Origin of the sequence: Sphingosinicella microcystinivorans, from assembly GCF_003634215.1 — a bacterium.
Taxonomy (GTDB): Bacteria; Pseudomonadota; Alphaproteobacteria; order Sphingomonadales; family Sphingomonadaceae; genus Sphingosinicella; species Sphingosinicella microcystinivorans.
In genome coordinates this window covers 458198-481706 of record NZ_RBWX01000008.1, presented here as the reverse complement: position 1 = coordinate 481706, position 23509 = coordinate 458198, and the positions used below count along the sequence as shown (strand labels likewise).

Annotated in this window: 21 protein-coding genes and 1 tRNA gene; 12 read left to right on the top strand and 10 right to left on the bottom strand. The window is 65.1% G+C overall.

Annotated elements, in window-relative coordinates; all coding sequences use genetic code 11:
* Positions 1-27: 27 nt before the first annotated feature.
* Positions 28-2631, top strand: a complete 2604-nt coding sequence (gene pepN, locus DFR51_RS11290) for an aminopeptidase N (protein ID WP_420853138.1) — start codon at positions 28-30, stop codon at positions 2629-2631.
* Here the strand turns inward: pepN and DFR51_RS11285 are convergent.
* Positions 2628-3458, bottom strand: a complete 831-nt coding sequence (locus DFR51_RS11285) for a class I SAM-dependent methyltransferase (RefSeq protein WP_121051150.1) — start codon at positions 3456-3458, stop codon at positions 2628-2630. The two genes, pepN and DFR51_RS11285, sit on opposite strands and share 4 nt — an antisense overlap.
* Positions 3459-3482: 24 nt before the next feature.
* Here DFR51_RS11285 and DFR51_RS11280 point away from each other — a divergent pair, with 24 nt between their 5' ends.
* Positions 3483-3713, top strand: a complete 231-nt coding sequence (locus tag DFR51_RS11280; RefSeq protein ID WP_121051148.1) for a hypothetical protein — start codon at positions 3483-3485, stop codon at positions 3711-3713.
* A gap of 4 nt (positions 3714-3717) precedes the next feature.
* On the opposite strand, the gene DFR51_RS11275 is transcribed toward DFR51_RS11280, so the two are convergent.
* The 5 genes from DFR51_RS11275 to DFR51_RS11255 all read right to left on the bottom strand — a co-directional run bounded on the left by DFR51_RS11275 (position 3718) and on the right by DFR51_RS11255 (position 10472).
* Positions 3718-3972 carry a hypothetical protein gene (locus tag DFR51_RS11275; protein WP_126494480.1) on the bottom strand — a complete coding sequence of 85 codons (255 nt, stop codon included), beginning with the start codon at positions 3970-3972 and terminating at the stop codon, positions 3718-3720.
* On the bottom strand, positions 3969-5405 hold the full coding sequence (locus DFR51_RS11270) for a TadA family conjugal transfer-associated ATPase (RefSeq protein ID WP_420853137.1): 1437 nt from the start codon (positions 5403-5405) through the stop codon (positions 3969-3971). Before DFR51_RS11270 ends, DFR51_RS11275 begins: the two co-directional genes overlap by 4 nt.
* A 147-nt stretch (positions 5406-5552) precedes the next feature.
* Positions 5553-5975 carry an acyl-CoA thioesterase gene (locus DFR51_RS11265; protein ID WP_121051144.1) on the bottom strand — a complete coding sequence of 141 codons (423 nt, stop codon included), beginning with the start codon at positions 5973-5975 and terminating at the stop codon, positions 5553-5555.
* Positions 5972-8026 carry a S9 family peptidase gene (locus DFR51_RS11260; RefSeq protein ID WP_121051587.1) on the bottom strand — a complete coding sequence of 685 codons (2055 nt, stop codon included), beginning with the start codon at positions 8024-8026 and terminating at the stop codon, positions 5972-5974. The genes DFR51_RS11265 and DFR51_RS11260 overlap by 4 nt, the downstream gene beginning before the upstream one ends.
* Before the next feature lie 67 nt (positions 8027-8093).
* Complete coding sequence (locus tag DFR51_RS11255; protein WP_160119056.1) at positions 8094-10472, bottom strand: bifunctional diguanylate cyclase/phosphodiesterase; 2379 nt, start codon at positions 10470-10472, stop codon at positions 8094-8096.
* Between the two features lie 110 nt (positions 10473-10582).
* Between DFR51_RS11255 and DFR51_RS11250 the strand changes: the two genes are divergently transcribed.
* Together DFR51_RS11250 and DFR51_RS11245 are read left to right on the top strand one after the other, a co-directional pair.
* Positions 10583-12370 carry an aminopeptidase P family protein gene (locus DFR51_RS11250; RefSeq protein WP_121051140.1) on the top strand — a complete coding sequence of 596 codons (1788 nt, stop codon included), beginning with the start codon at positions 10583-10585 and terminating at the stop codon, positions 12368-12370.
* A 241-nt stretch (positions 12371-12611) separates the two neighbouring features.
* Positions 12612-12686: transfer RNA gene (locus DFR51_RS11245), tRNA-Thr, on the top strand.
* A 51-nt stretch (positions 12687-12737) separates the two neighbouring features.
* On the opposite strand, the gene DFR51_RS11240 is transcribed toward DFR51_RS11245, so the two are convergent.
* The gene (locus DFR51_RS11240; protein ID WP_121051138.1) at positions 12738-13250 is read right to left on the bottom strand and encodes a YybH family protein; all 513 of its coding nucleotides are present in this window, start codon (positions 13248-13250) and stop codon (positions 12738-12740) included.
* A gap of 334 nt (positions 13251-13584) precedes the next feature.
* Between DFR51_RS11240 and DFR51_RS11235 the strand changes: the two genes are divergently transcribed.
* The gene (locus DFR51_RS11235) at positions 13585-15540 is read left to right on the top strand and encodes an NAD(P)-binding protein (RefSeq protein WP_121051136.1); all 1956 of its coding nucleotides are present in this window, start codon (positions 13585-13587) and stop codon (positions 15538-15540) included.
* Positions 15541-15630: 90 nt separating this feature from the next.
* Here the strand turns inward: DFR51_RS11235 and DFR51_RS11230 are convergent, their stop codons facing one another.
* A complete protein-coding gene (locus DFR51_RS11230) occupies positions 15631-16290 on the bottom strand; it encodes a TetR/AcrR family transcriptional regulator (protein WP_243445510.1) in 660 nt (219 codons plus the stop codon).
* Positions 16291-16615: 325 nt separating this feature from the next.
* On the opposite strand from DFR51_RS11230, the gene DFR51_RS11225 reads away from it, so the two are divergent.
* From DFR51_RS11225 to DFR51_RS19350, 3 genes are all read left to right on the top strand, one after another.
* Positions 16616-16966, top strand: a complete 351-nt coding sequence (locus DFR51_RS11225) for a hypothetical protein (protein WP_121051135.1) — start codon at positions 16616-16618, stop codon at positions 16964-16966.
* A gap of 80 nt (positions 16967-17046) precedes the next feature.
* Entirely contained in the window at positions 17047-17937 is an 891-nt protein-coding gene (locus DFR51_RS19355; RefSeq protein ID WP_243445509.1) for a hypothetical protein, read from the top strand.
* Between the two features lie 2 nt (positions 17938-17939).
* Positions 17940-18194, top strand: coding sequence for a sulfurtransferase TusA family protein (locus DFR51_RS19350; RefSeq protein ID WP_243445508.1), 255 nt, complete (start codon positions 17940-17942; stop codon positions 18192-18194).
* Here the strand turns inward: DFR51_RS19350 and DFR51_RS11215 are convergent.
* Entirely contained in the window at positions 18148-18525 is a 378-nt protein-coding gene (locus tag DFR51_RS11215; protein ID WP_121051134.1) for a VOC family protein, read from the bottom strand. The two genes, DFR51_RS19350 and DFR51_RS11215, sit on opposite strands and share 47 nt — an antisense overlap.
* A 51-nt stretch (positions 18526-18576) precedes the next feature.
* On the opposite strand from DFR51_RS11215, the gene DFR51_RS11210 reads away from it, so the two are divergent.
* The 4 genes from DFR51_RS11210 to DFR51_RS11195 all read left to right on the top strand — a co-directional run bounded on the left by DFR51_RS11210 (position 18577) and on the right by DFR51_RS11195 (position 23044).
* Positions 18577-20505 (top strand): alkyl/aryl-sulfatase, encoded by a 1929-nt coding sequence (locus DFR51_RS11210; RefSeq protein WP_121051133.1) that lies wholly within the window; start codon positions 18577-18579, stop codon positions 20503-20505.
* A gap of 92 nt (positions 20506-20597) precedes the next feature.
* Positions 20598-21041: an Hpt domain-containing protein gene (locus DFR51_RS11205; protein WP_338068315.1), complete on the top strand. Its 444-nt coding sequence runs from the start codon at positions 20598-20600 to the stop codon at positions 21039-21041.
* 55 nt (positions 21042-21096) lie between these two features.
* Positions 21097-21765 carry a hypothetical protein gene (locus DFR51_RS11200; RefSeq protein ID WP_126494478.1) on the top strand — a complete coding sequence of 223 codons (669 nt, stop codon included), beginning with the start codon at positions 21097-21099 and terminating at the stop codon, positions 21763-21765.
* Between the two features lie 88 nt (positions 21766-21853).
* Complete coding sequence (locus DFR51_RS11195; protein ID WP_121051130.1) at positions 21854-23044, top strand: DmpA family aminopeptidase; 1191 nt, start codon at positions 21854-21856, stop codon at positions 23042-23044.
* A gap of 21 nt (positions 23045-23065) precedes the next feature.
* Here DFR51_RS11195 and DFR51_RS11190 read toward each other — a convergent pair whose 3' ends face one another.
* The gene (locus DFR51_RS11190; protein WP_121051128.1) at positions 23066-23491 is read right to left on the bottom strand and encodes a GFA family protein; all 426 of its coding nucleotides are present in this window, start codon (positions 23489-23491) and stop codon (positions 23066-23068) included.
* Positions 23492-23509: the final 18 nt, after the last annotated feature.

Genomic DNA, 23509 nt, shown 5'->3' with positions numbered 1-23509 from the left:
CGCTGGCGATTCGCCTTTCCGCTCACTATGTCGACTCCCATGGAAGCACGAAGCGAAACCCCCACGATCACTCGCCGCGAGGACTATGCGCCGCCCGCGTGGCGCATCCCCGACATCAGCCTTGCCTTCGATCTCGATGCGGATCGCACCCGCGTTCGCGCGGTGCTGAAGGTGGAGCGTGCGGGCGACGGTCCGCTCGTGCTCGATGGCGACGACCTCGATCTGAAATCCGTTGCCGTGGACGGGCGAGTGCTCGGCGAAGGTGACTACACGCTGGCGGACGGCAAGCTCGTGATTCCGATCCCGGGCGATGCCGCGACTGTGGAAACGCTCGTGGAAATCGCGCCTGCCGCGAACACCAAGCTGATGGGGCTCTATGCCTCGGGCGGCAATCTTTGCACGCAGTGTGAGGCCGAAGGCTTCCGGCGCATCACCTTCTTCCCGGACCGGCCCGACGTGCTCAGCCGCTATTCGGTGGAATTGAAGGCGGACAAGGCGCGCTATCCGGTGCTGCTTTCGAACGGCAATCCGGTCGCGTCGGGAGATCTTGCCGACGGCCGCCACTTCGCGCGGTGGGACGATCCGTTTCCGAAGCCTTGCTATCTGTTCGCGGTCGTCGCGGGCGATCTTCGCGCGCTCGAAGACAGCTTCGAGACGATGTCCGGACGTCACGTGAAGCTCGGCATCTGGGTGCGCCCCGGCGACGTCGAGAAGTGCCGCCACGCGATGCAGGCGCTGAAGGACTCGATGCGCTGGGACGAGGTGCACTACGGGCGCGAATATGATCTCGAGGTGTTCAACATCGTTGCCGTCGACGATTTCAATTTCGGCGCGATGGAGAACAAGGGCCTCAACGTCTTCAACTCCAAATACATCCTCGCCGATGCCGAAACCGCAACCGACGCGGATTTCGACGCCGTGGCGGCGGTGGTGGCGCACGAGTATTTCCACAACTGGACCGGCAACCGCGTCACCTGCCGCGACTGGTTTCAGCTGAGCCTGAAGGAAGGCCTCACCGTCTTCCGCGACCAGAGCTTCAGCGCCGACATGGGTAGCCCCGCGGTGAAGCGTATCGAGGATGTGCGCGCGCTGCGCGCGGCCCAGTTCCAGGAGGACGCCGGGCCGCTCGCGCATCCGGTGCGGCCCGAAAGCTACATCGAGATTTCGAACTTCTACACGGCGACCGTCTACAACAAGGGCGCCGAGGTGATCCGCATGGCGGCGACGCTGCTGGGGCCGGAGAATTATCGGAAAGGCACCGACCTTTACTTCGCGCGCCACGACGGCGAGGCGGCGACGGTCGAGGACTGGGTGAAGGCGCTGGAAGACGGCGGCGGCACCGATTTCGGGCAATTCCGCCTGTGGTATTCGCAGGCGGGGACGCCGAGCGTGACGGCGGACCTTGCTTATGATGCGGCGGCGAAATCCGCGACGCTGACGCTGGCGCAGGCGGTGCCCGATACACCCGGCCAGTCGAAGAAGGCGCCGATGCACATTCCGCTGAAGATTGCGCTGTTCGGGCGGGAGTCGGGGTCACTGCTCGGGCCGGAGCAGCTGTTCCAGCTTCGCTCGGCGAGCGCGACGATGACGTTCGAGAATGTCGGCGAGCCGCCGGTGCTCTCGATCAACCGGGGTTTTTCGGCGCCGGTGACGGTCGAGACGAAGCGCAGCGCTGCTGATTTCGCGTTCCTTTCCGCGCACGACGATGATCCGTTCGCGCGCTACGAGGCGATGCAGCAACTGATGATGGATCGGCTGGTCGACGCCGTGAAGACCGGCGGCACCGACGCCGCGCCGCTTGTCGAGGCGGTCGGCCGGACGATCAGGAACCAGGCGCTCGACCATGCCTTCATCGGCGAATCGATCCTGCTGCCGACCGAAACGATGGTCGCCGAGCGGCTCGGCGCGAACGTCGACCCGGACGCCGTGCACACCGCGCGCGAGGGACTGCGCCGTGCGCTTCTGGAAGGCGTTGGTCGCGAGACGTGGGCAGCGCTGCACGCCGGCCTTTCGGACGGCGTCTACGACCTGTCGGCCGACGGCAAGGGGCGGCGGCGCCTGAAGAATGTCGCGCTCGGATATTTGTTCGCGGATGCGGATGATGGCGCGGTCGCAGCGGCGGAAGCGCAATACCAGGCGGCGACGAACATGACCGACCGCATCGCTGCGCTCGGCCTGCTCGTCGATACGGACGCCCCGGCGCGTGAGCGCGTGCTGCAGGACTTCTACGAGCGCTTCAAGGGCGATGCGCTGGTGCTCGACAAGTGGTTCACGGCGCAGGCGTTGGCGACGGGGGAGGGCGCACTTGAAAAGGCGATTGCGCTATCCGCGCATCCGGACTTCACGATCCGCAACCCGAACCGTTTCCGGTCACTCGTCGGCGCGCTTGCGATGAATCAGTTCGTGTTTCACCGGAAGGATGGTGCCGGTTACCGCTTCGTGGCGGACAAATTGCTTGAGGTGGACGCGATCAATCCGCAGACGGCGGCGCGCTTCATCGCGCCGTTTGGACGCTGGCGGCGCATGGAAGACGCGCGCGCGGCGATGATGCGCGCCGAGCTCGAACGCATCGTCGCGGCGCCGGGCGTCTCGCGCGATACGTTCGAGATGGCGTCGAAGAGCCTCGCTTAAGAAGCGGGCTTCACGAACTTCAGCGTCATGCGGTCGGATTCGCCGATCGCGGCATATTTGGCGCGGGTCTCGTCGCCCTCGCGAAAATTGGGCGGCAGTGTCCACACGCCCTTCGGCCAGTCGGCGCTGTCCTTCGGGTTCGCATTCACATCGGATTCGCCGGCGAGTTTGAAGCCCGCCGCCTCGGCGAGCGCGACGATCGTCGAGCGCTTCATGTAGCCGGAGGACTTCATCGCCTCGTCGGGTCGGTCTTCCGGCAGGCGATGCTCGACGACGCCGAGCACGCCGCCGGGCTTCAGCGCCTTGTAGAAGGCCTTGAAGGCATCGCCCGCGAAATCGCCCATGTACCAGTTGTGGACGTTGCGGAAGGTGAGCACCATGTCGGCGCTGCCCGCGGGCGCGAGGCCGTCGTAGTGGCCCTTGCCGAACTTCGTGACGTCTACGACCTTGTAGATCGGATCCGACGCCAGCTTCGCCTGATATCCCGCCAGCGACTTCGCGGCGTATTCGCTCGCCTCGGGGATGCCATGCGCGGCGTAGAGCTTGCCGTGGCCCGAGAGGATCGGCGCCAGCACCTCCGTGTACCAGCCGCCGCCTGGTGCAACCTCGACCACCGTCATGCCGGGCGTGAGACCGAAGAACGCGAGCGTTTCGGCCGGGTGGCGATATTGGTCGCGCGCGCGGTTCGCTTCGCTGCGGTGCGCTGCGGCGAGCGCTGCGGCATAATCGGGCGCGGCAGGGGCGGCGTTGTGGCTGTGATCATGTTGCGCAGCGGCGGGAACAGCGGCCGCGGATACAAGCGCGGCGGCGAGAATAGTGCGGATCATGGAAAGTCTCCCTCGTTGGCCCACATGGGCCTGTTCTATACGCAGGCGACACATTATCTGCCCCGCATGACATTCGAGATCACGCTGAAGATGATGCTGGTCGCGCTCGCGTTCGGCCTCACCAGCCTCTGGCAAGTGCGGCGCAAACGCAAGCCCGGAGAGCTACCCTGGGTGCCCTGGCACGCTGTGATGTTTCTGGCGCTGCTCGCGCTCGTCGCAGGTGCAGCGCACCTGCCTGCCGTTTGGCCGGCTTAAAAGCTCAGTCTTCGAGCGGGCGGCAGGCGGCGATCTTCAGCTTGGCGACGATCAGCATCGTGCCGTCGGACTGAAGGAAGGGGAGGAACGGCCGCGCGTCGTTGAGGCATTCGAGCACGCGCTCGTCCGGCCCCACGAACATGTGGCCGGCAAGGCTGGTGCCGTCTTCCAGAACGAGCTCCACCGCCGCCTTGCGCTTGGTGCGCAGGCGCGATTTCACCAGCGGCGGCGTTACGGGAATGAGAGCTTCCACGGTCACAGGCAGGCCTCCAGCAGGGCCTGGTCGAAGCCGAAGGCCTTGGCTTTTTCGAACGTGTGCGGGCGCAGGCCCATCGAACGGTATTCACCGATGATGCGGCCGTCTTCGGCCTCGTCGAGATACTCGAACTTGAACAGTTCCTGCGTCACGATCACCGGGCCTTCCATGCCGACGACCTCGGTGATGTTCGTCACGCGGCGCGAACCGTCGCGCAGGCGCTTCACCTGCACGATCATATCGACTGAATCGGCGATCTGGCGGCTGATGGCTTCCTTGGGGATCTTGATGTCGCCCATCATCACCATGTTCTCCATACGCGCGAGGCATTCGCGCGGGGAGTTGGAGTGGAGCGTCGCCATCGATCCGTCGTGGCCGGTGTTCATGGCGGCGAGCAGGTCGAAACACTCCTGCCCGCGGATTTCGCCGAGGATGATGCGATCCGGCCGCATACGCAGCGCGTTGATGACAAGATCGCGAATGGTGACCGCGCCCTTGCCTTCAAGGTTCGCGGGGCGGGTTTCCAGCGTCAGAACGTGCGGCTGCTGGAGCTGAAGCTCGGCCGCGTCCTCGATGGTGATGACGCGCTCGCCGGGGTCGATCATCTTCGACATGGCGTTCAGCATCGTCGTCTTGCCCGAACCCGTACCGCCCGAGATGACGACGTTGAAGCGGCAGGCACCGGCGATCTTCAGCGCCGTTGCCATCTTCTCCGACATCGAATCGCCCTTTTGCATCATGTCGATGGTGATGGGCTTGGCGGAGAATTTACGAATCGAGATGGCCGTGCCGCGAAGCGAGAGCGGCGGTACGATCACGTTGACGCGGCTGCCATCGGGCAGGCGGGCGTCGGCGAGCGGCGTGGTCTGGTCGATGCGGCGGCCGACACGGTTCACGATGCGCTGCGCGATCTGGAACAGGTGCTCTTCGTCGCGGAACACGATGCTCGCGAGCTCGAGCTTGCCCTTGCGTTCGATGAAGGTCTGGTTGGGGCCGTTCACCATGATGTCCGAGACGGCCGGATCGGCGAGCAGCACTTCGAGCGGCCCGAGGCCGAGCAGCTCGTCGACAAGAACCTTTTCAAGCGCGATCTGCTCGCGGCGGTTAAGCGTCAGTTTCAGCTCGGCGAGCACCTCGCCGATGATCGGCCGGAATTCCTCGCTGAGTTCGTCCTTCGAAAGCGTCGCGGCGGCTTCCGGGTCGACACGTTCGAGCAGGCGCGGCAGCACCTGTTCCTTGATCTTGTGGATCGAGGCTTCGAAGCCTTCCTGCTGCGAATTTACCGAGCCGGCAGCGCCGCGCTCGCGTGCGCTGAGGCGCTGCATCGCATCCTGGACGCGATCGCCTGTGAGTTCGAGCGCGGGCTCGACGCGTTCAGGTGCCTCTTCAACTTCGGGAAGCAACTCCACCGCGGGGGCGCTGCGCGACCCGCGCATGGGCGCCGCATTGCCAAAGCCCCGACGCGGCGCGCTCAGTGCCGCTCCAATTCCAGCTTTTTTGCCGAATGCACTCATCATGGTCCCCTCGGCCGAAACCGTCGACCGCTGAGGGAAACTAGCGCGGCAAGCTTAGCAAACTCCTAACTATACCGACTTTTTCGGAACGAAAGGCGCAGTGAATTCCGCCGTAACCCGCATCGGACGGCGGCTTTCGCGATCGAGCAGCGCCCATGTGGTGAGCGCGCGCACGCGCACCTTGCCGTCTGGGCCGACGACTTCGACGAAGCGGTCGTAGCGCGCGCCCTTGGGCGCGTCGCCGACCCATGTCCGCAGTGTCAGCGTCTCGCCGAGGTGGCTCGGCGCGCGGTAATCGATCTCGTGGCGGACGACCACCCACACGACGTTTTGGGAGAGATCGGCGGGCGCGACGGAATACCAGTGCGCGACCGCGATATCCTGAATCCAGCGCACGTAGACGGCGTTGTTCACGTGGCCGAGCTCGTCGATGTCCTCGGCGACGGGGGCCTTCTGCTGCGTGAACACAGGAACCTGGGCCTCCTCGCTCATTGGCCGATCTGACTGATCAGGAACGCATATTCCTCCGCGTCTTCCTCCAGCGAGACATAGCGCCCCGATTTGCCGCCGTGGCCCGCACCCATGTTGGTCTTGAGGAGCAGGACATTGTCGTCGGTCTTGGCCGCGCGCAGCCTTGCCGCCCACTTCGCCGGTTCCCAATAGGTGACGCGGGGATCGTTGAGCCCGCCGGTGATGAGCAGGGCCGGATAGGCCTGCGCCTTCACATTGTCGTAGGGGCTGTAGCCGCGGATGAGATCGAACGCGGCCTTGTCCGCGATGGGGTTGCCCCATTCAGGCCATTCGCCGGGGGTGAGCGGCAGCGTGTCGTCGAGCATCGTGTTCAGCACATCGACGAACGGCACGTGCGCGGCGACTGCGCCGTAAAGCTCCGGCGCCTGGTTGACGATCGCGCCCATCAGCTCGCCGCCCGCCGAACCGCCGGACGCGGTGACGCGGCCGGGGGAGGCAAAGCCCTGATCGATCAGGAAGCGCGTGACGTCGACGAAATCGTTGAAGGTGTTGGCGCGTTTCTGCAGCTTGCCGTCGAGATACCACTGGTAGCCGAGATCGTCGCCGCCGCGGATATGCGCGATGGCGTAGGCGAAGCCGCGATCCAGCAGCGACAGGCGATTCGCCGAGAACCCGGGCGGGAAGGCGAAGCCATAGGCGCCGTAGGCATAGACGTGCAGCGGCCCGCGCCCGTCCTTCACGAAATCCCGGCGGTAGACGACGGAAACGGGAACCAGCGTGCCGTCGCGCGCGGGCGCCATCAGTCGTTCGGTCGCGTACTGCGAGGGGTCGTAACCGCTCGGAATTTCGCGCACCTTCAGGGATTCGAGGCGGTCGCCTTCGATGTGGTAGTCGAACACGGTGTTGGGCGTGACCATCGATTGGTAGTCGATACGCAGCCGGTCGACGCGGTATTCCGGGTTGGTGGACAGGTTCGCGACGAAGCTGGCTTCAGGGAAGGCGATGTAACGCTGACTGCCGCTTTCGTAGTTGTGCAGCCTGATCTGCGAGAGGCCATCGACGCGCTCCTCGATGGCGAGGAGGTTCTCGAAGCTCGTGACAGACTGGATATAGTGCCGGTCGCTGCCCGCGACGAGTTCGCTCCACGTGTCCGGCGCAGAAACCGGCGCGGTGACAATGCGGAAGTTCGGATGGGTGTCGTTGACACGGATGTAGAGCGTGCCTTCGCGCTCATCGACGTCGTATTGCCGGTCGGCCTTACGCGGCGACACCAGCATTGGCTCCGCTCCGAAATCGTCCGTGGGGAGCAGGCGCACCTCGCTCGTCGCGTGGTCGCCCGTCTGGAGCACGGCATATTGGCGTGATTGCGTGCGGCCGATCTGGACGCCGAACTCCTCGGCCTCTTCCGTGTAGACGGCGCGGTCGGCGGACTGCGCGTCACCGAGCCGGTGGTGCCAGATCACTTTGGAGCGCCAGTTCTCGTCGGCATCCGTGTAGAGGAAGCTCTGCGAATCGGCGGCCCAGACGAGGCCGTAGCGCCAGTTTTCGATCACGTCGGGAAGCTCCGCGCCGGTTTCGAGGTCGCGGATGCGCAGCACATAGCGTTCTGAGCCGTTCGTATCGACCGCATAGGCGAGCAGGCGGCCGTTCGGGCTGACGGCAAGGCCGCCGAGCCGGAAATAGGCGTGGCCTTCGGCGAGATTCGGCTCGGCGAGTATCACGGCATCGCTGCCGCCGGCGACTGGCCGGCGATACCAGGTGCGATACTCGGCGCCTACATCGAACGCATACCAGTAGAGGAAATCGCCGTCGCGCTGCGGGACGCTCGCGTCGTCGTCCTTCACGCGGCCCTTCATCTCGTTGAAGATCGTTTCGATGAGTCCCTTCTGCGGGGCCATCACCGCTTCGAAATAGGCATTCTCGGCATTGAGGTAGGCGAGGACGTCGGTATCCGTCACCTCCGGATAGCCGGGGTCGCGAAGCCACGCGTACGGGTCTTCGATCGTGACGCCGTGGTGCGTGAAACTGTGCGGCCTCAGGGCAGCAACGGGCGGCTTCGGAAACTCGGTCATGGCACTCCGGTCGATCTGGGCGAAGGTCCGGTGTGTTTGCGCGAGCGGCGCTGCCGCGGTCAACCGTTCAGGAGGCCTGCGCGATCTGGTCGTCCTCCAGGCCCGGCACGATGGGGCTCGACGGCGCGACAAGCCCGGCGTGCATGTCGATGTGCTCGGGGCGGCCGATCAGGAAGCCTTGCACCTGGTCGCAGCCTTCGCGGCGCAGGAATTCGAGCTGGGTTTCGGTCTCGACGCCCTCGGCGGTGATCGGCACGCCGAGGCTGTGGCCAAGGCTGACGATGGCGCGGACGATCTTTTCGGCCTGCGGCGAACGGCTGATCTCGTCGACGAAGCTGCGATCGATCTTGATGCGGTCGAACGGGAAGGCGTTCAGCGTGGAGAGCGACGAGTAGCCGGTGCCGAAGTCGTCCATCGCGATGCGAACGCCGAGCGCCTTCAGGCGGCGCAAATTCGAAAGCGCGCGCGCCTGATCGAGGAATAGCGCCGATTCGGTGATTTCGATTTCGAGCCGCGCCGGCGAAAGCCCGCTGTTCACGAGAATCTCGTGTACGCGGCTGACGAGCGAATTGTCCTGCAGGTGCAGCGCCGAGAGGTTCACGGCGACGCGGAACGGGCGTTCCCACTTCGCAGCCTCGAAACACGCTTGCTTCAGGACCCAGTTGCCGAGCGCGATGATGAGGCCGTTTTCCTCGGCGACGAGGATGAAATCGTCAGGTTGCAGGAGCCCGCGCACCGGGTGCTGCCAGCGCACGAGCGCTTCGAAGCCGACGATGCGGCCGTCTGCCATCGCGGCGAGCGGCTGGTAGCTGAGCCGAAGTTCGCCCGCGTCGATGCCTTTCTTGAGGTCGCGTGCGAGGCGGCGGCGGTCGCGGATCGCCTCGTCCATGTCGCGGCTGAAGAAGCAGGCGGCGTTGCGTCCGCCCCGCTTTGCCCGGTACAGCGCCATGTCGGCGAAGGCGACGAGATCGGAAGCGTTGCCCGCGTCCGCGGGATAAAGGCTGATGCCGACGCTGCCGGAAATCTCGACCTTGTGCTCGTCGCAAGAAACCGGTTCCAGCAGCTTTTCAAGCAGGCTGTGGGCGCACTGCGCGGCTTCGGTCGGCTGCGTGCCGCCGTAAAGCGCGATGACGAACTCGTCGCCGCCGATCCGGCCCAGCAGGCTCGATCCTTTGGCCATGCTCCGCAGGCGATTGGCGACTTCGGAGATGACGATATCCCCTGCGCGGTGGCCGTGCACGTCGTTGATATGCTTGAAGAGATCGAGGTCGATGAACAGCAGCGCTACCGGCTCGCCTTCCTGCGCGGCACGCTCGAGCAGCGCATCAAGGCGTGCCATGAAGGCGTTGCGGTTGAGAAGGCGCGTGGCGCTGTCATGTTGCGCGAGGTAGCGGATTTCCTCCTCGGCCTTGCGCTGCGCGCGGAGGTCTCGGATCGCATAGACCGCCTCGGCCTTGTCGTCGGAAAGGCTGCGTGTGCGCACCTCGACCGGGATCGCCTCGCCGTGATCGAAGGGACTGAGGAGCGCGTCGTCATTGCCGCTCTGGCTGTAGCCGCGCTCAAGCAGGTTCTTGTCGACTGCACGCCCAACGACATCGTCATGGTCTGCGCGGACGAGGTTGAGGAAGCTGGTGTTCGCGTCAACGATTTTGCCGTGCGCGGTGATCACGATGCCCTCGAACGCACCGTTCGCAAGCCGCCGCAGGCGCTCGACCGCGCGCTCGGCGCCCTTGGCATCGACAAGCGCTGCGCCGAGGCCGGTGGCGATGACGACCAGCGTCACAGCGGCAATGGCGCCCGCGATGGCGAATTCCGAAATGACGAGACCGCCCGCGTCACCCCGGCCCGGAACGATGGTGAGCGCGGCCATGGCGATGAAATGGAAGGCCGCGACCGCAAGACCAAGGACGATGCCGCCGATGGCTTGTCGCGGCACGGTGCGCGCCGGACCGATAATCGTAAAGCCCCCGCTCGCGAGAAGCGCGCAGGCGATGAAGGCCACGGCCACGAGATCGCGATCGACATGGAACATGCCGTCGACCCGGAAATCCTTGAGGCTGGAGAAGTGCATCACCGTGACCGCGAAGGTGAGGATGACACCGCCGAAGGCCGGGCGGACCCAGCCGTCGAGGTTCGCTGCGGCATAGAAGGCTGCGATCGCCATCGGCAGCACGAGGATCAGCGAGGTGAGCAGTCCGACCGGACCGTGCCCGGTCGGCACGCCCGGGTGGTACGCCAGCATGGCAAGGAAATGCATCGCCCAGGCGCCGAAGCCGGCGGAGATGCCTGCGAGCAGCAGCCACGTTGGGCGCGCCTCGCCGCGTGCCACGAAACCGCGCGAGAAAAGCCGCACGGCCGTGAGCATCGACATCACGCAGATGATGACGGCGAGTGCCGTGAAATTCGGGTCGAACTGGCCGCCAAGCGCCAGTATGCGGTCCATCATTGCGATTGTTCCAGTCTCGATCTCGCGCCATATTGGCACGCGAAATTTAACAAAGCCTTGGCGCAGCGGTGCAGAAGCAGCCGCAAGGACCGCCTTTTGAGGAGTTTTCGATGTCGACATACCGCGATCGGCTGGCTGCGCTGCGCCGCACGCTGGCAGAGAACCGCTACGACGGCTTCGTGGTGCCGCTCACCGACGAGCACATGAGCGAATATGTCGGCAGCTACGCGCAGCGGCTGGCGTGGCTCACGGGTTTCGAAGGCTCGGCCGGATCCGCCGTGGTGCTCAGCGGGGAAGCGGGCATTTTCGTGGATGGGCGCTACGCACTGCAGGTCCGCGATCAGGTGGATGGAACGCTTTACCAGTATTTCGGCGTGCCCAAGGTGCAGATCGCCGATTGGCTGGAGGAGAAGGTCGGTCCGGGGCAGCGCATTGGATTCGATCCTTGGCTGCACACGCGCGGATGGGCCGAGGCGACGGGCAAGCGGCTCACGGCGAAGGGCGCCGAACTCGTGCCGGTGACGGATAACCCCGTCGACCGTGTATGGACCGAACGGCCCGCCCCGTCGGCGGAGCGTTTCGAGGTGCATGGCGAGGAACTCGCCGGGCAGGCATCTGCGGAAAAGCGTGCCGAAATCGCCCGCTGGCTCGGCGACAAGAAAGCAGACTGCGTGGTGATCGCCGCGCTCGATTCGATCGCCTGGCTTTTCAACGTGCGCGGCCGGGACGTCTCGCGCACGCCCGTCGCGCTCGCCTTCGCGATCGTTTCGGCGGACGGCAAGGCGCAACTCTTCACCTCGCCCGCGAAGATTACGCCGGAAGTCGCTGCACATCTCGGGGCGGACGTGACGCTCCAGCCCCCGGAAGCCTTTGTGGATGCGCTCACGGCGCTCGGCAAAGCGGGCAAAACCGTTGCGGCCGATCCGGCAACGTGCGTGGCGGCGATCTTCAACGCGCTGGAAGCCGGCGGTGCGCGCATCGTCGAGGCCCGCGACCCCTGCATCCTTGCGAAGGCGATCAAAAATCCCGTGGAGATCGCAGGCACGAAGGCCGCGCACGTGCGCGACGGCGCCGCGCTTTCGCGCTTTCTCGGCTGGTTCGATCGCGAGGCGCCGAAGGGGATGCTCGACGAGATCAGCGTTGCTGAAAAGCTTGAGGATTTCCGCCGCGAATCCAATCTGCTCAAGGACCTTTCGTTCGATACGATTTCGGGGGCGGGACCGAACGGCGCCATCGTTCACTACCGCGTCTCGCCGGAAACCAACCGGAAGGTGGAGCAGGACAGCATCTTCCTGCTCGATTCGGGCGGCCAGTATCTCGACGGTACGACCGACGTGACGCGCACGATGATCGTCGGCACGCCGACCGCGGAGATGAAGGACCGATTCACGCGCGTTCTCAAGGGCCACATCGCACTTGCCACGGCGCGCTTCCCGGTCGGCACGCGCGGTAGCCAACTTGATGTGCTGGCGCGCCAGTTCCTCTGGCAGGCAGGGCTCGATTACGCGCACGGCACCGGTCACGGCGTCGGCAGCTTCCTCGCGGTGCACGAAGGTCCGCAGCGGATCGCCGCGTTCGGCGGCGGTGACGAGCCGCTTGCCGCAGGCATGATCCTTTCGAACGAGCCTGGCTACTACAAGACGGGCGAATACGGCATCCGCATTGAGAACCTCGTTCTCATCGTGCCGGTGGAGGTGGAGGGCGCCGAACAGCCGCTGCTCGGCTTCGAAACGCTGACGCTCGCGCCGATCGATATTCGGCTCGTCGACGTCGGGCTGCTGAGTGATGCGGAACGCGCTTGGCTGAACGCCTACCACGCGCGTGTGCGAGAGACCTTGACGCCTGTCGTGCCCGAGGACGTTCGTGGCTGGCTCGCCGAAGCGACGCGCGCGGTCTAGGCCGGATCCTGCCCCAGTTCTTGTACTGCAGCATCAGACGCCTGCTCAGTCGCGGCACGGGCGGCCGCCTTCCGGCGATGCAGATTCTGTCGCAGTGCCTCTGCGAGGCGGGCCTTGCGGTCATCGGCGGTCGGACGGGTCATGGCTCGGCGTTTAGCGGGTTTCGTGCGCTTTCGCCAAGCACCTTGCTTGACAAGGCGCCGCGTGCTCGCCCATAGGACGCCGCCCGCATGAATGGCAGGCTGCCGTAGCTCAGTGGTAGAGCGCATCCTTGGTAAGGCTGAGGTCGTGAGTTCAATCCTCACCGGCAGCACCATTCAGTTTTGGATTTCCTGTGCTGAGCGTGCGGCGATCTTCGCCATCGGCATCAACGGCTCGGGCTAAACTCGCCCACCGTGTAGGCATCGCCGCCCGACACCCACTGGCCGTCCTTTTTCGCGAAAACGAACAGCATGATGAAGGTGAAGGGTTTCTGAGTTTTGTCCTTCGGGAAAGCGCGGAAGTTGACCCATTCCCAACCGGCATCCTTGCCCACATGCGTGGCGACCGGTTCCACTTTCACGTTCGCGATCTTGACGATGTTGCGATAGTCCTCGCGAAAGGCGTCGCGTCCGATGACGGGCTTGCCTTCCGGTCCGAACGTGATCGCATCGCGCGTGTAGAAGCGGTCGACGATCGCATCCGCATCTTCTTTCGCGAAGGCCTCCTCCTTCATGCGGTACAGCGCATCGACCTGGCGTCGGAACTCGGCAAGATCGGCGGCCTCGGCCTGGGGCAGGTCGCCCACAGCCGGAGCCGGTCCGGCTGCGACCGCGGGCGCCGCCGCGAAGGTGGAAAGGCCCAGCGCCAGGAACGCCAGCAGAGCAGCAGGTTTGAACATCTTCTTCCTCTTTCGTTGGGGATCATTTGTAGAAATCGATCGGCGCCACCCGATTTCTTTGAATCGTTTCTCGAATTGAATCGAGTATCTAACGCCCTTCAACCCCTGTCAATCACGCGGAGCGGCGATTCTGGAGCGGCGCCCACCCATCATGAGTTTCGCCTATTGCCGGGCTGAACTGTCGAAAACGCTGCTGCCGACCGCATAAGCCACGCGAAAGCCAAGCGGAATAGATAGTCAATCAGAATCGAGAATCTCGATTGCCAGCCGCTCCAAGCTTTGGCACTGTGCCAGCGGTACCGGCGATGAGCCGGGCCGGGAGGAACGACCGAAAATGAGCGAAAATGGGGAAGGCAAGGCCGCACCATCAGTGACACGCCGTGATTTCGTCGGCGGGACGATGATCGGCTCGGGCGCGGCGTTGTTGACCATGGCCGCGCCAAGCATGACGTCGAGCGCCGGGGCGCAGACGGTTTCCAGCCCGCTCGCGGACCTCGGCCCCGACTGGACCGGCCCCGGCGGCGTGGGGGACTATGCCGGCAAGAACGGCAACACCCACGAGGTTGTTAACGCGGCCCATGGCCATATCCGCAACGGCGATCTCGACAAGCACGTTGCCAACGCCCCGCTTGTCGACGACCTCTATGATGTGATCATCGTCGGTGCCGGTATTTCCGGGCTCACGTCCGCCTTCGTCACCGCCCGCGACAATCCCTCCGCGAAAATCCTGATTCTCGACCAGCATGCCATCTTCGGCGGAGAGGCCAAGCAGAACGAGTTTGAAGTCGATGGCTATCGCCTCACAGCGCCTCAGGGATCGACCGGCATCGTGGTGCCCTTCGCCCCGGCAGAGAAGTTCGGGTTCGGCAGCCCCTTCCTCAAGGAACTCGGCTATCCTGAGGAGTTTGTCTATCAGGAGCCGAAGAACCTCTCCCAGCCGATCCTGGTGCCGCGCGATGCCTGGGGCCCCATGCACATCTCTTGGGAGATGGCCGACACCGCCTTCTTTTATGAGGGCAAGGGCATGGTGAAGAATCCGTGGCGAAACGGCTTCCGCGACGCCCCTATTCCGGAAAAGGTCAAGAAGGCGCTGGTAGACCTCGAGCTCTATCGCACCCCGCCGATCCGCGAGGACTGGGCCGAATGGCTCGACACAATGACCTACAAGGAATTCCTGCTCAACGTCTGCGAAGTGCCGACCGACTGCATCGACGGCGTGCTCGACGTGCTCAGCCCGGTGATGGCCAGCATGGGCTGCGGCCAGGGCGGCGACGTTATTTCCGCCTATTCTGCCTATAATTATCTCATGCCGGGCGTGATCGGCTATTATCGCTACCAGCATGGCGGCGCCGACCCGACCGACACCATCTATCTTGCGACTTTCCCCGGCGGCAACACGGTCGCGGCGAAGCGTTTCCTGAAGCTCGCCAAGCCGGAGGCGCTCGACGGTGACGCGAGCCTTTACGGGCTGATGGAAAGCAATGTCCTTTGGGAACAGCTCGACCTGCCGGGCCAGAAGGTGCGGTTACGCCTGTCGAGCACGGTTCTCTCGGTGGTCCATGAAGGTAAACCCGCCAGGGCGAAGGCGGTGCGCGTCACCTATGACAAGGACGGGCAGCTGGTGAGCGTGCGTGGCAAGGCTGTGATCTGCGCGGGGCAGCAGCACGCCAATCGCCGCATCTGCCACGATGTCGACGCCACCTATCGCGCCGCGATGCAGGAGTTCCACCACGCGCCGATGCTCGTCATCAACGTGGCGCTCAGGAACTGGAAGTTTCTGGACAAGCTCGGCGTGGCGGGCGTCCGCTGGTTCGAAGGGCTCGGCTGGTGGACGAGTCTTCGCCGCAACCTCGTCGTCGACGGCCATGACCCACAGCCGCTCGATCCGAACAAACCGGTGGTGCTCACCCAATATATCCCCTTCCTGTTGCCGGGCGTCGAATGGCCCGATCAATGCACGCAGGCGCGGATGATGCTCTTTTCCATGTCCTATGCCGATATCGAGGCGCAGGTCCGCGATCAGTTCACCAAGATGTTCGGCCCTTATGGCTTCGACGCCGACAAGGACATCGCTGGGATCATTACCAACCGGCAGGGCCACGCGTACATGGTCGCCCCGCCCGGTTTCCATTTTGGCCGCGAAGGCAAGAAGGCGGGCAAGGACGTGTTGCGCGATCCCTATCATCGCATCGCCTTCAGCCATTCCGAACTGTCGGGGGCGCAGATGTGGGAGACCGCGGTGCTGGAGGGGGAGCGCGCAGCGAAACAGATCCTGGCCATGAAGCTTTGAATCCGCTCGGCGATCGGGATCGTTGAACCCCCTTCTCGATCCCTGTCACCGGTCGAGGGCGCCGGTGCCGTGCTTTTCGAGGATCAAGAATCAGTGGCTCTGCTTGGACTGCAGCACGGGGGGCAGATAATTGCCGAGATAGGCGGTCGCCCCGCGAACCGCTTCATCCAGCATGTGGTGCGTGATCATGCCATCCTCCAGCACCGACAACGCGAAAAAAGCGTCGGCGATGACGATCGCGCGGTAAAAGATGGCGACCGGCTCGGCGAGCGGGGGCAGGTGGAAACGCTCGCTCAGCGCCGCGTGGAGCTGCACGCCGAAGCGGAAATCATCATGGCAACCGGCTTGCCGGATGTCGGGTGTCGTTCGCGGGCCCAGGATAAGTTGCCGGGCCGATGCGTCGGCGTTGAAATAGTCCGCCGAAGCGGAAAGGTAGGTGCCGATGATCGTCTGCCATGAGGCGTCGGCGTTGATGGTCGGCTCTCCGCTTGCCATCTCATTGGAGATCGTGCGCGCCAGTTCCTTGAGGAGCTCCCGCAGATCTGGAAAGAAATGATAGGTCGAGCTCGACGGAATGCCCGCAGCCTCCGACACCATCGGCAGGGTGATGTCGTCGATCTCTCGCTCCTGAAGCAACTCGCGCGCCGCCTGGAGCAGCGCCTCCCGCCGCGCACGGCCCCGCGCCTGCGTATAACGACGAGGTTCAGGGGTGAGTGTGATGGGTTGGGACTCGTTGATGCGGTCGTTCACTGAGATGAATTGTCCTGCTTGAACGGCTTGAGGCCAACATGGACGCTGATCGTTTCAGCTGTCGTGTTCGTTATAACAGCTTCTGACTGCGATGTCGTTTATGTTGCCGACCACTCTGGGCCACCTTTGTAATGGTGCGCTCATGCGAAAACATCCGCAATGTGCCGCGCGGCCTTCAAGAAGGATCGCGCTCAAGGCGGCAATGCGTTACGAGACCCGCCCCATGCAAACGGTCCGTCGCGTTTGTCGCCCGGGAGATCGGAGGGGGGCTTATCCGCGTGCGGCGGTAGCCCTAACTGACCTGAGCATCCATTGGGGGCCGTGTATGAGTTTCGAAGCGTTTGCCGATCAGATCAACGCCATGGTGCTGGCTGGAACGCTGCTCACCAGACGCGCTGACGTGATCCTGCAGGCGACGGCCCAAACGCACGTCACCGACCCGGATGCGTTCAATGCCATCGTGAAGGCCGTTTCGGACGGGCAGGTGTCGGAGGATCAGCTCCGCACCCTTACGGAGCGTGCGCCCGCCTTTGTCGATATGTTGCGCGCAGGGCTGCGCCCGCTGCTCGGCCCCGCGACCGAGGCGCGGCTCACCGGCCTTGCGCGTTACGGCCATATCACCACGTCCGTTCTCGATCGAGCCCTCTGCAACATGCTGCGAGCGAAAGCCGCGTAGGAAGGGGCTGCAAACACGCCGCACCCATTGTTGCTGTTCCGTGCTGACAGGGCGCCGCCGCATCGGTATCAATCGGCGCCATGTCAACTGCGGCTCTCGTTGCGATCGCATTGATGCTCGCGCCGACTGTGGCGACGGGCGAGCCTCCGGTCGTCCCCGAAGCCGTGCTCGATGGCGACCCGGAGACGCTGGAACCCCCCGTGCAGTCCGCTGGACCGGCTGCGGAAAACGCGCCCGACCCCAGCCTTCTTGCGCTGCAGCCAGCAACCACGCGGCTTTTCCACGCGCTGAAAAGCGGCGGCGGGGACGAGGAGCTTGAAAAACTCGTTTCCGCAGCGGTGATCGAGCTCGATGTGAACTGTCCGCGCGTTCGGGAATATCAGGTGTTCCGCTCCTCCGCGCGTGCCCGGACGCTCAAGGTCAAATGCACCGAGCGACCGCTTTATGCGATCACGGTGGGCGCGTCGGGCGAGGGTTTCGTTTCTGGTGGCGACGGTACGATCGATCAGATGCGCCTCGCGGACGGCCCGATCAAGGCGGTGATGGGGCTTCGTGTCGAAGAGTATCTGGCGCACGAACAGGCCGAAGCGCGCGAGGGGCAAAGCGCGGAGGGCGAAGCCCTGTCGGACAACACGGTTGTCACGCCGCGCGAGGTGGAAACGCACGTGGGACGCCGGTGGTTGGCGGGTCTCGCGTTGGCGGTTGGTCTAGCGGCGGCCGGAGCGGTTTTCTGGCTGATGTTGCGCGAGCGGCGGAGACAGCGCCGGGTTTATTCGCGCTGGCGCGGGCTCGATACGGCGGCGAAGGATCAGCTCGTGGAGGAAGCGGAGGAGGTTTACCCGAACCTCTACCGGCACCCCGAGGGGGTTTTCATCGCGCGCGGGCGACGGGGCAAGCGCCGCCTGTTCTCCTCGCTCGTGCTTGCCTATCTCTACGCGAGCCGGGGTATCAAACTGTTCGAGATTCGCTGAACGTGACGGACGCTTCCGCTGTGCAGGTGGATGCGCGCGGGATGCGTTGCCCGCTCCCCGTGTTGCGGCTCGCACGCGCGCTTCGCGAGCATCCCGAAGCAGCCGAGTTCGATCTTGTCGCCGATGATCCTGCTGCGGCAAGAGACATCCCCGCGTTCGCTGACGAGCAGGGCATCGCCGCCGAGGAAACGGGTCTGCTCACATGGCGCATCAGGCGGGTGGTGCCGGGCCAATCTGTTCCCACAGTTCGATCTTGATGCCGTTGGGGTCGATCACCCACGCGAACTTGCCATAGTCCTCGTCCTTGCGTTCGACGGGAACCCCGCCCGCCTCAAGCTGGGCGTGCAGGCCGTCGAGGTCGTCGACGCGCAGATTGATCATGATGCCGTGCGGCGAGGGATCGAGGTAGGTCGTTTCAGCCTTGAACGCGCTGAAGATGGAGAAGGCTTCCTTGCCTGCATCGGCGTAGCGGAACACTTTGCCGAAATCGCCCATGTCGATGCCGAGATGGTTGCGATACCAGGCCCGCGTCGCGGCGATGTCTGCTGCCTTGAAGAATACGCCGCCGATCCCTGTCACCTTCGCCATTTGCGCCTCCTCCTGATTCGTGCAGCATAACGCAAAACAGGGAGGATCGGGATGATGCGCCTTTGGATCGTGGCAGCGCTCGCGGCCGCGCAACCCGCGGCGGCGGAAGCGCCGAGCGCGGCGACGAAAGCTGCGAACAGTGCGGTGGCGGCGGCCTTGCCGTTCGGCGATACCGAGGACTTCGATTTCGCGCGGCGCGGCCTTCTCGCCCGGCCGGATACCGATGTGCTGGGGGCGGACGGCCGCGTGATCCGGTCTTTCGCCGACGACGCGAAGGTTGCCGGGGCGGTGCCCGACACGGTGAACCCGAGCCTGTGGCGGAACGCGCAGCTCGTGAGCGAATCCGGCCTTTTCGAGGTGGTGCCCGGCATCTGGCAGGTGCGCGGCTTCGACCTTGCGAACATGACGCTGATCCGGGGCAAGACCGGCCTGATCGTCGTCGACCCGCTGACGACCGTGGAGACCGCGCGCGCCGCGATCGCGCTTGCGCGCAGGCACATCGGCGACCTGCCGGTGACGGCGGTGATCTACACGCACAGCCACATCGACCACTTCGGCGGGGTGCGGGGCATCGTGGACGAGGCGGACGTGAGGGCGGGGAAGGTGCGGATTTATGCGCCTGACGGGTTCATGGAACATGCCATCTCGGAGAACGTGATCGCAGGGGCTGCGATGAGCCGGCGGGCGGCATTCATGTTCGGCAGCGCGCTGGAGCGGGGGACGGAAGGGATCGTTTCGGCGGGCCTCGGCCCGGTGGTGGCCGGGGGGACGTACAGCCTGATCGCGCCGACCGATACGGTGCGGGTGGGAGCTGAGACGACGGAGGTGGATGGGGTGCGGTTCGAATTCCAGCTGACGCCCGGCACCGAAGCGCCTGCCGAGATGAACTTCTACCTGCCGGACTTCCGCGCGCTCTGCCTTGCCGAGAACGCGAACGGCGCGATGCACAACGTGCTGACTCCGCGCGGCGCGCTGGTACGCGATGCGAAGGTGTGGGCGGATTACCTGACCGAAGCGCTCACGCGCTTCGGGCCGAAAAGCGATGTCCTGTTCACCTCGCACTTCTGGCCGCGCTGGGGCGGCGAGACGCTGCGGCGTACCATCGCGCTGCACCGCGACGCCTATAAATACCTGCACGACCAGAGCGTGCGCATGATGAACGCAGGGCTGAATGGCGACGAGATCGCCGAAGCGATCCAGCTTCCGCCGGAGCTTGGGCAGGCCTGGTTCAACCGGCCCCATTACGGCTCGCTGAAGTTCAACGCCCGCGCCGTCTATCAGCGCTACATGGGCCACTACGACGGCAACCCCGCGCACCTCGATCCGTTGCCCGATGTGGAGCGCGGCAAACGCATCGTCGCGGCGATGGGCGGCGCCAAAAAGGTGCTCGGCGAGGCCGCGAAGGCGCGAAATGCGGGCGATGAGCGCTGGGCGGCGGAACTCCTCTCCCACCTCGTGATGGCGGAACCCGAGAACGCCCGCGCACGCGACATGCTCGCCGCGAGCTTCGAGCAGATGGCATGGCAGACGGAAACCGCGCCGTGGCGCAACATCTACCTGTCCGGCGCGCGCGAGCTGCGCGGGCTCGCGACGAGCGGCGGCGGCGCGGACACGTCTGAAATCGCGATGTCGACGCCGCTTGCCGACCTGCTCGACCTGATGGCGGTGCGCCTGTCGCCCGAAAAGGCGGCGGGCGCCGAGCTTTCGATCGGTATTATCCTCCCCGACAGCGGCGAACGCCGCCTCGTGAGCGTGAAGAACCGCGTGCTGGTGCATCAGCCGTGGACGGAGGGTGCGGCCCCGTCGGTAACGCTCACCAGCCCGCGCCGCGTGTTCCTTGGCCTTGTCGGCGGGCAGGTGAAGGCGGCGGAGGCCGTGCAGAAAGGGATTCTGCGCATCGATGGGGATGCGGCGCAATTACAACGCTTTACCGGACTTTTCGAGCCGCCGCCGGCGAGCTTCGGCCTTGCCCTGCCATAGCGATCGTAACCCCTCGGCAAGCATCAGCGGAAACCAAAACTTTACCCCCGTGCCCGACAATCCTCGCGCAGAATAAGGTAAGGATCGCGCGCGTGGAAAAGCTGGACATCACCGACCCCGGTTTGCCGGTGGTCGACATCGAGGTCTTCGAGAAGACGCGTGCCACCATGGGTGCGGGATTCATCAAGATCATCACCTATTTCGGGGAAGACGGCGCCAAGGCCGTCGCCGAGATCGAGGCCGCGCAGCGCGAAGGCAATGCCGCGCGCATGGTGATGCCCGCGCACACGATGAAATCCGAAGCCCGCCAGTTCGGCGCGATGACGCTTGGCGACCTCACCGAGCGCATCGAAATGGGCGCGCGCCGCTGTGTGGAACATCAGGAAGCGCCCGACGAACTGCTCGTGCTCGTCGCAGGGCTGAAACCGCTGTTCCGCCGCACGATGGAGGTGCTTGAGCGCGAGACGAATCCGCTCGTGCAGCGCCGCGGCGAGATACGCAGCGCGGCGGGCAACCAGAGCTTCGGGCGCATCTGACCGCGAGACGCACCAACCCGTGCGTGTTAATCTGCAAGCGATGGGGGAACAGGGCATGATCCGGTCGACGCTGCTCTGCGCTGCGCTTTTGTTCGTGGCCACGCCTGCGATGGCCGAGGGGCCTTCGTGCGACACATCCGTCCGCGTGCGCGGCTGCCGGGCCGAGTTGCTGACCGAAGGCAGCACGCTTACCATCCGCACCGCGACCGAGCAGTGCGCGGTGGTGGACTGGACGCTGGACGGCGCACCGCGCTCCACAGTGGTGACGGACGGCGAGGTGAAGGTCGATCTCGGTGCGCCGGGAGGCACGGCCGTGCTCAAACAGTGCGGCATCGTGAAAGACCTGCGCGGCGTCGCGGCACGCGAGTTCGGCACCAGCGATGCAAGCGTGATCGGCAAGCCCCCCGAAGGCGCCCGCGAAACCATGGTCTGCAAGACCCTGCGTGAAGCGGCTGTGGCGGCGCAGCAGCGCACGGCGGCGGTCTCCAATTTCGATACGCGCAAGGCCTACCCGGACAAGCAAACCGCCTGCACGGAGATGCTGGCGAACTTCGACGCGCTGAATGCCGTGCTGCCCACGTTCATGGATGCGGCGCTGAACTACGCGCGCCAATGCCAGCCCCCCGGACGCGCCGACGCGCTGCGCACCGAATTCTCCCGCCGCGAGAGCGCCACGCGCGCGCAGCATGAGAAGGTGCGGCGGGCGTGCGTGAACGGCAGCTAGCCGCCAACAACCCTGACGGCCGGAGCCCAGGTTTCCTTCCGCGATCAAGGCGTTATGCTCTGCCCATATCGAGGGCAGGGGACGTGACATGCACTATCTGAAATTCCCGGCGATCATCGCGGGCATGCTTCTGGCGGGCGCGGCGAGTGCGGAGGGGCCGCGCGCGCGGGATCTCGGCGTGCCGTTTGCCGGGAAGCCGGGCGCGAACAATGCGATCACCGATGTTGCGGGGGTCGAGGTCGGTTACGTCAGCCTGATTTCGGGCGAGGGCAAGCTGGAACGCGGCAAGGGGCCGGTGCGCACGGGCGTGACCGCCGTGCTGCCGCGCGGCAAGGAGTCTCGCACGCCCGTGTACGCGGGCTGGGAAACCAGCAACGCCGCCGGGGAGATGACCGGCACGGTGTGGCTGGAGGAGCGCGGCTATTTCGACGGGCCGATGATGATCACCAACACGCACAGCGTCGGCGTGGTGCGCGATGCGGTGGTGGGGTGGCTTGCGGACGTGAAATGGCCGGGGGCGTGGTTCACGCCGGTGGTGGCCGAAACCTACGACGGTATGCTGAACGACATCAACGGCTTCCACGTGAAGCCCGAGCACGCGCTGCGCGCGATCCAGACCGCGGCATCCGGCCCGGTCGCCGAGGGCAATGTCGGCGGCGGCGTCGGGATGCAGTGCTTCGGCTTCAAGGGCGGCACGGGCACGGCCTCGCGCGTGGTCGAAATGGATGGCAAGAGCTACACGGTCGGCGTGCTCGTGCAGTGCAACTTCGGCATGCGGCCGTGGCTGCGCGTGGCGGGTGCGCCGGTGGGCGAGGAACTCGCGGGCAAGTACCTCCCCGAAACACGCGGGACGCAAACGGCGGCGGCGACGAATAACGGCGTCGCGCCGGGAGACGGCTCAATCATCGTGGTGATGGCAACGGATGCACCGATGCTGCCGCATCAGCTGAAGCGCCTCGCCAAGCGCGCGGCGGCGGGCATGGGCCGCATGGGCGACGCGGGCAGCAACGGCTCAGGCGACATCTTCGTCGCTTTCTCGACCGCGAACGCAAATGTGCAGAGCGTGGGCGGCAATGTCATCAGCGTCGAGACGATGCCCAACGACAAGCTGACGCTGATCTTCGAAGCGGCGACGCAGGCGACCGAAGAGGCGATCACCAACGTGCTGGTGGCAGCGGACACGCTGACCGGCGTCAACGGCTACACCATCCAGCGCCTGCCGCACGCGGAACTGCGGGCGATTTTGAAGAAGTACAGGCGGCTCGCTGCCGCGAAGTGAGGGGTCACGCAGACGCAGGCTTCACGGTGCGGCGATCGTGACGTCGGCGAACCAGATGGCTTTCCAGCGGTCGACCTTTTCCTCTCTGCCAAGGCGTTGAGGAGAGGCCGGCTGCGCGGCCGCGAACGTGGAGCCAGCGTCCAGAGCGCGGACGTTGGCCACGCCGAGCAACGTATCGCCTTCGCGATAGACAGCGCCGACGAGAACACCGCAGTTGCGGCAGACGAGCATTTCAGCCGCGCCGCTGCCTTGCCTGTACCGTCCTAGAAGCTGCGGATCGCGGACCTTGATCTCAAGCCTGCCGTCAGGATCCGAAACATAGGATGCGCCGTGCTTGCAGCAGAAATCGCAATCGCAAACGCGCGGCACGTAGTCTCCCGCCGAAGCGGTGAGCGCGACCGCAAGGCCCAGATTGCCGCAATGACAGCCACCGGCCAGCGTTTCCATCCTACGCCTCCTTTCGGG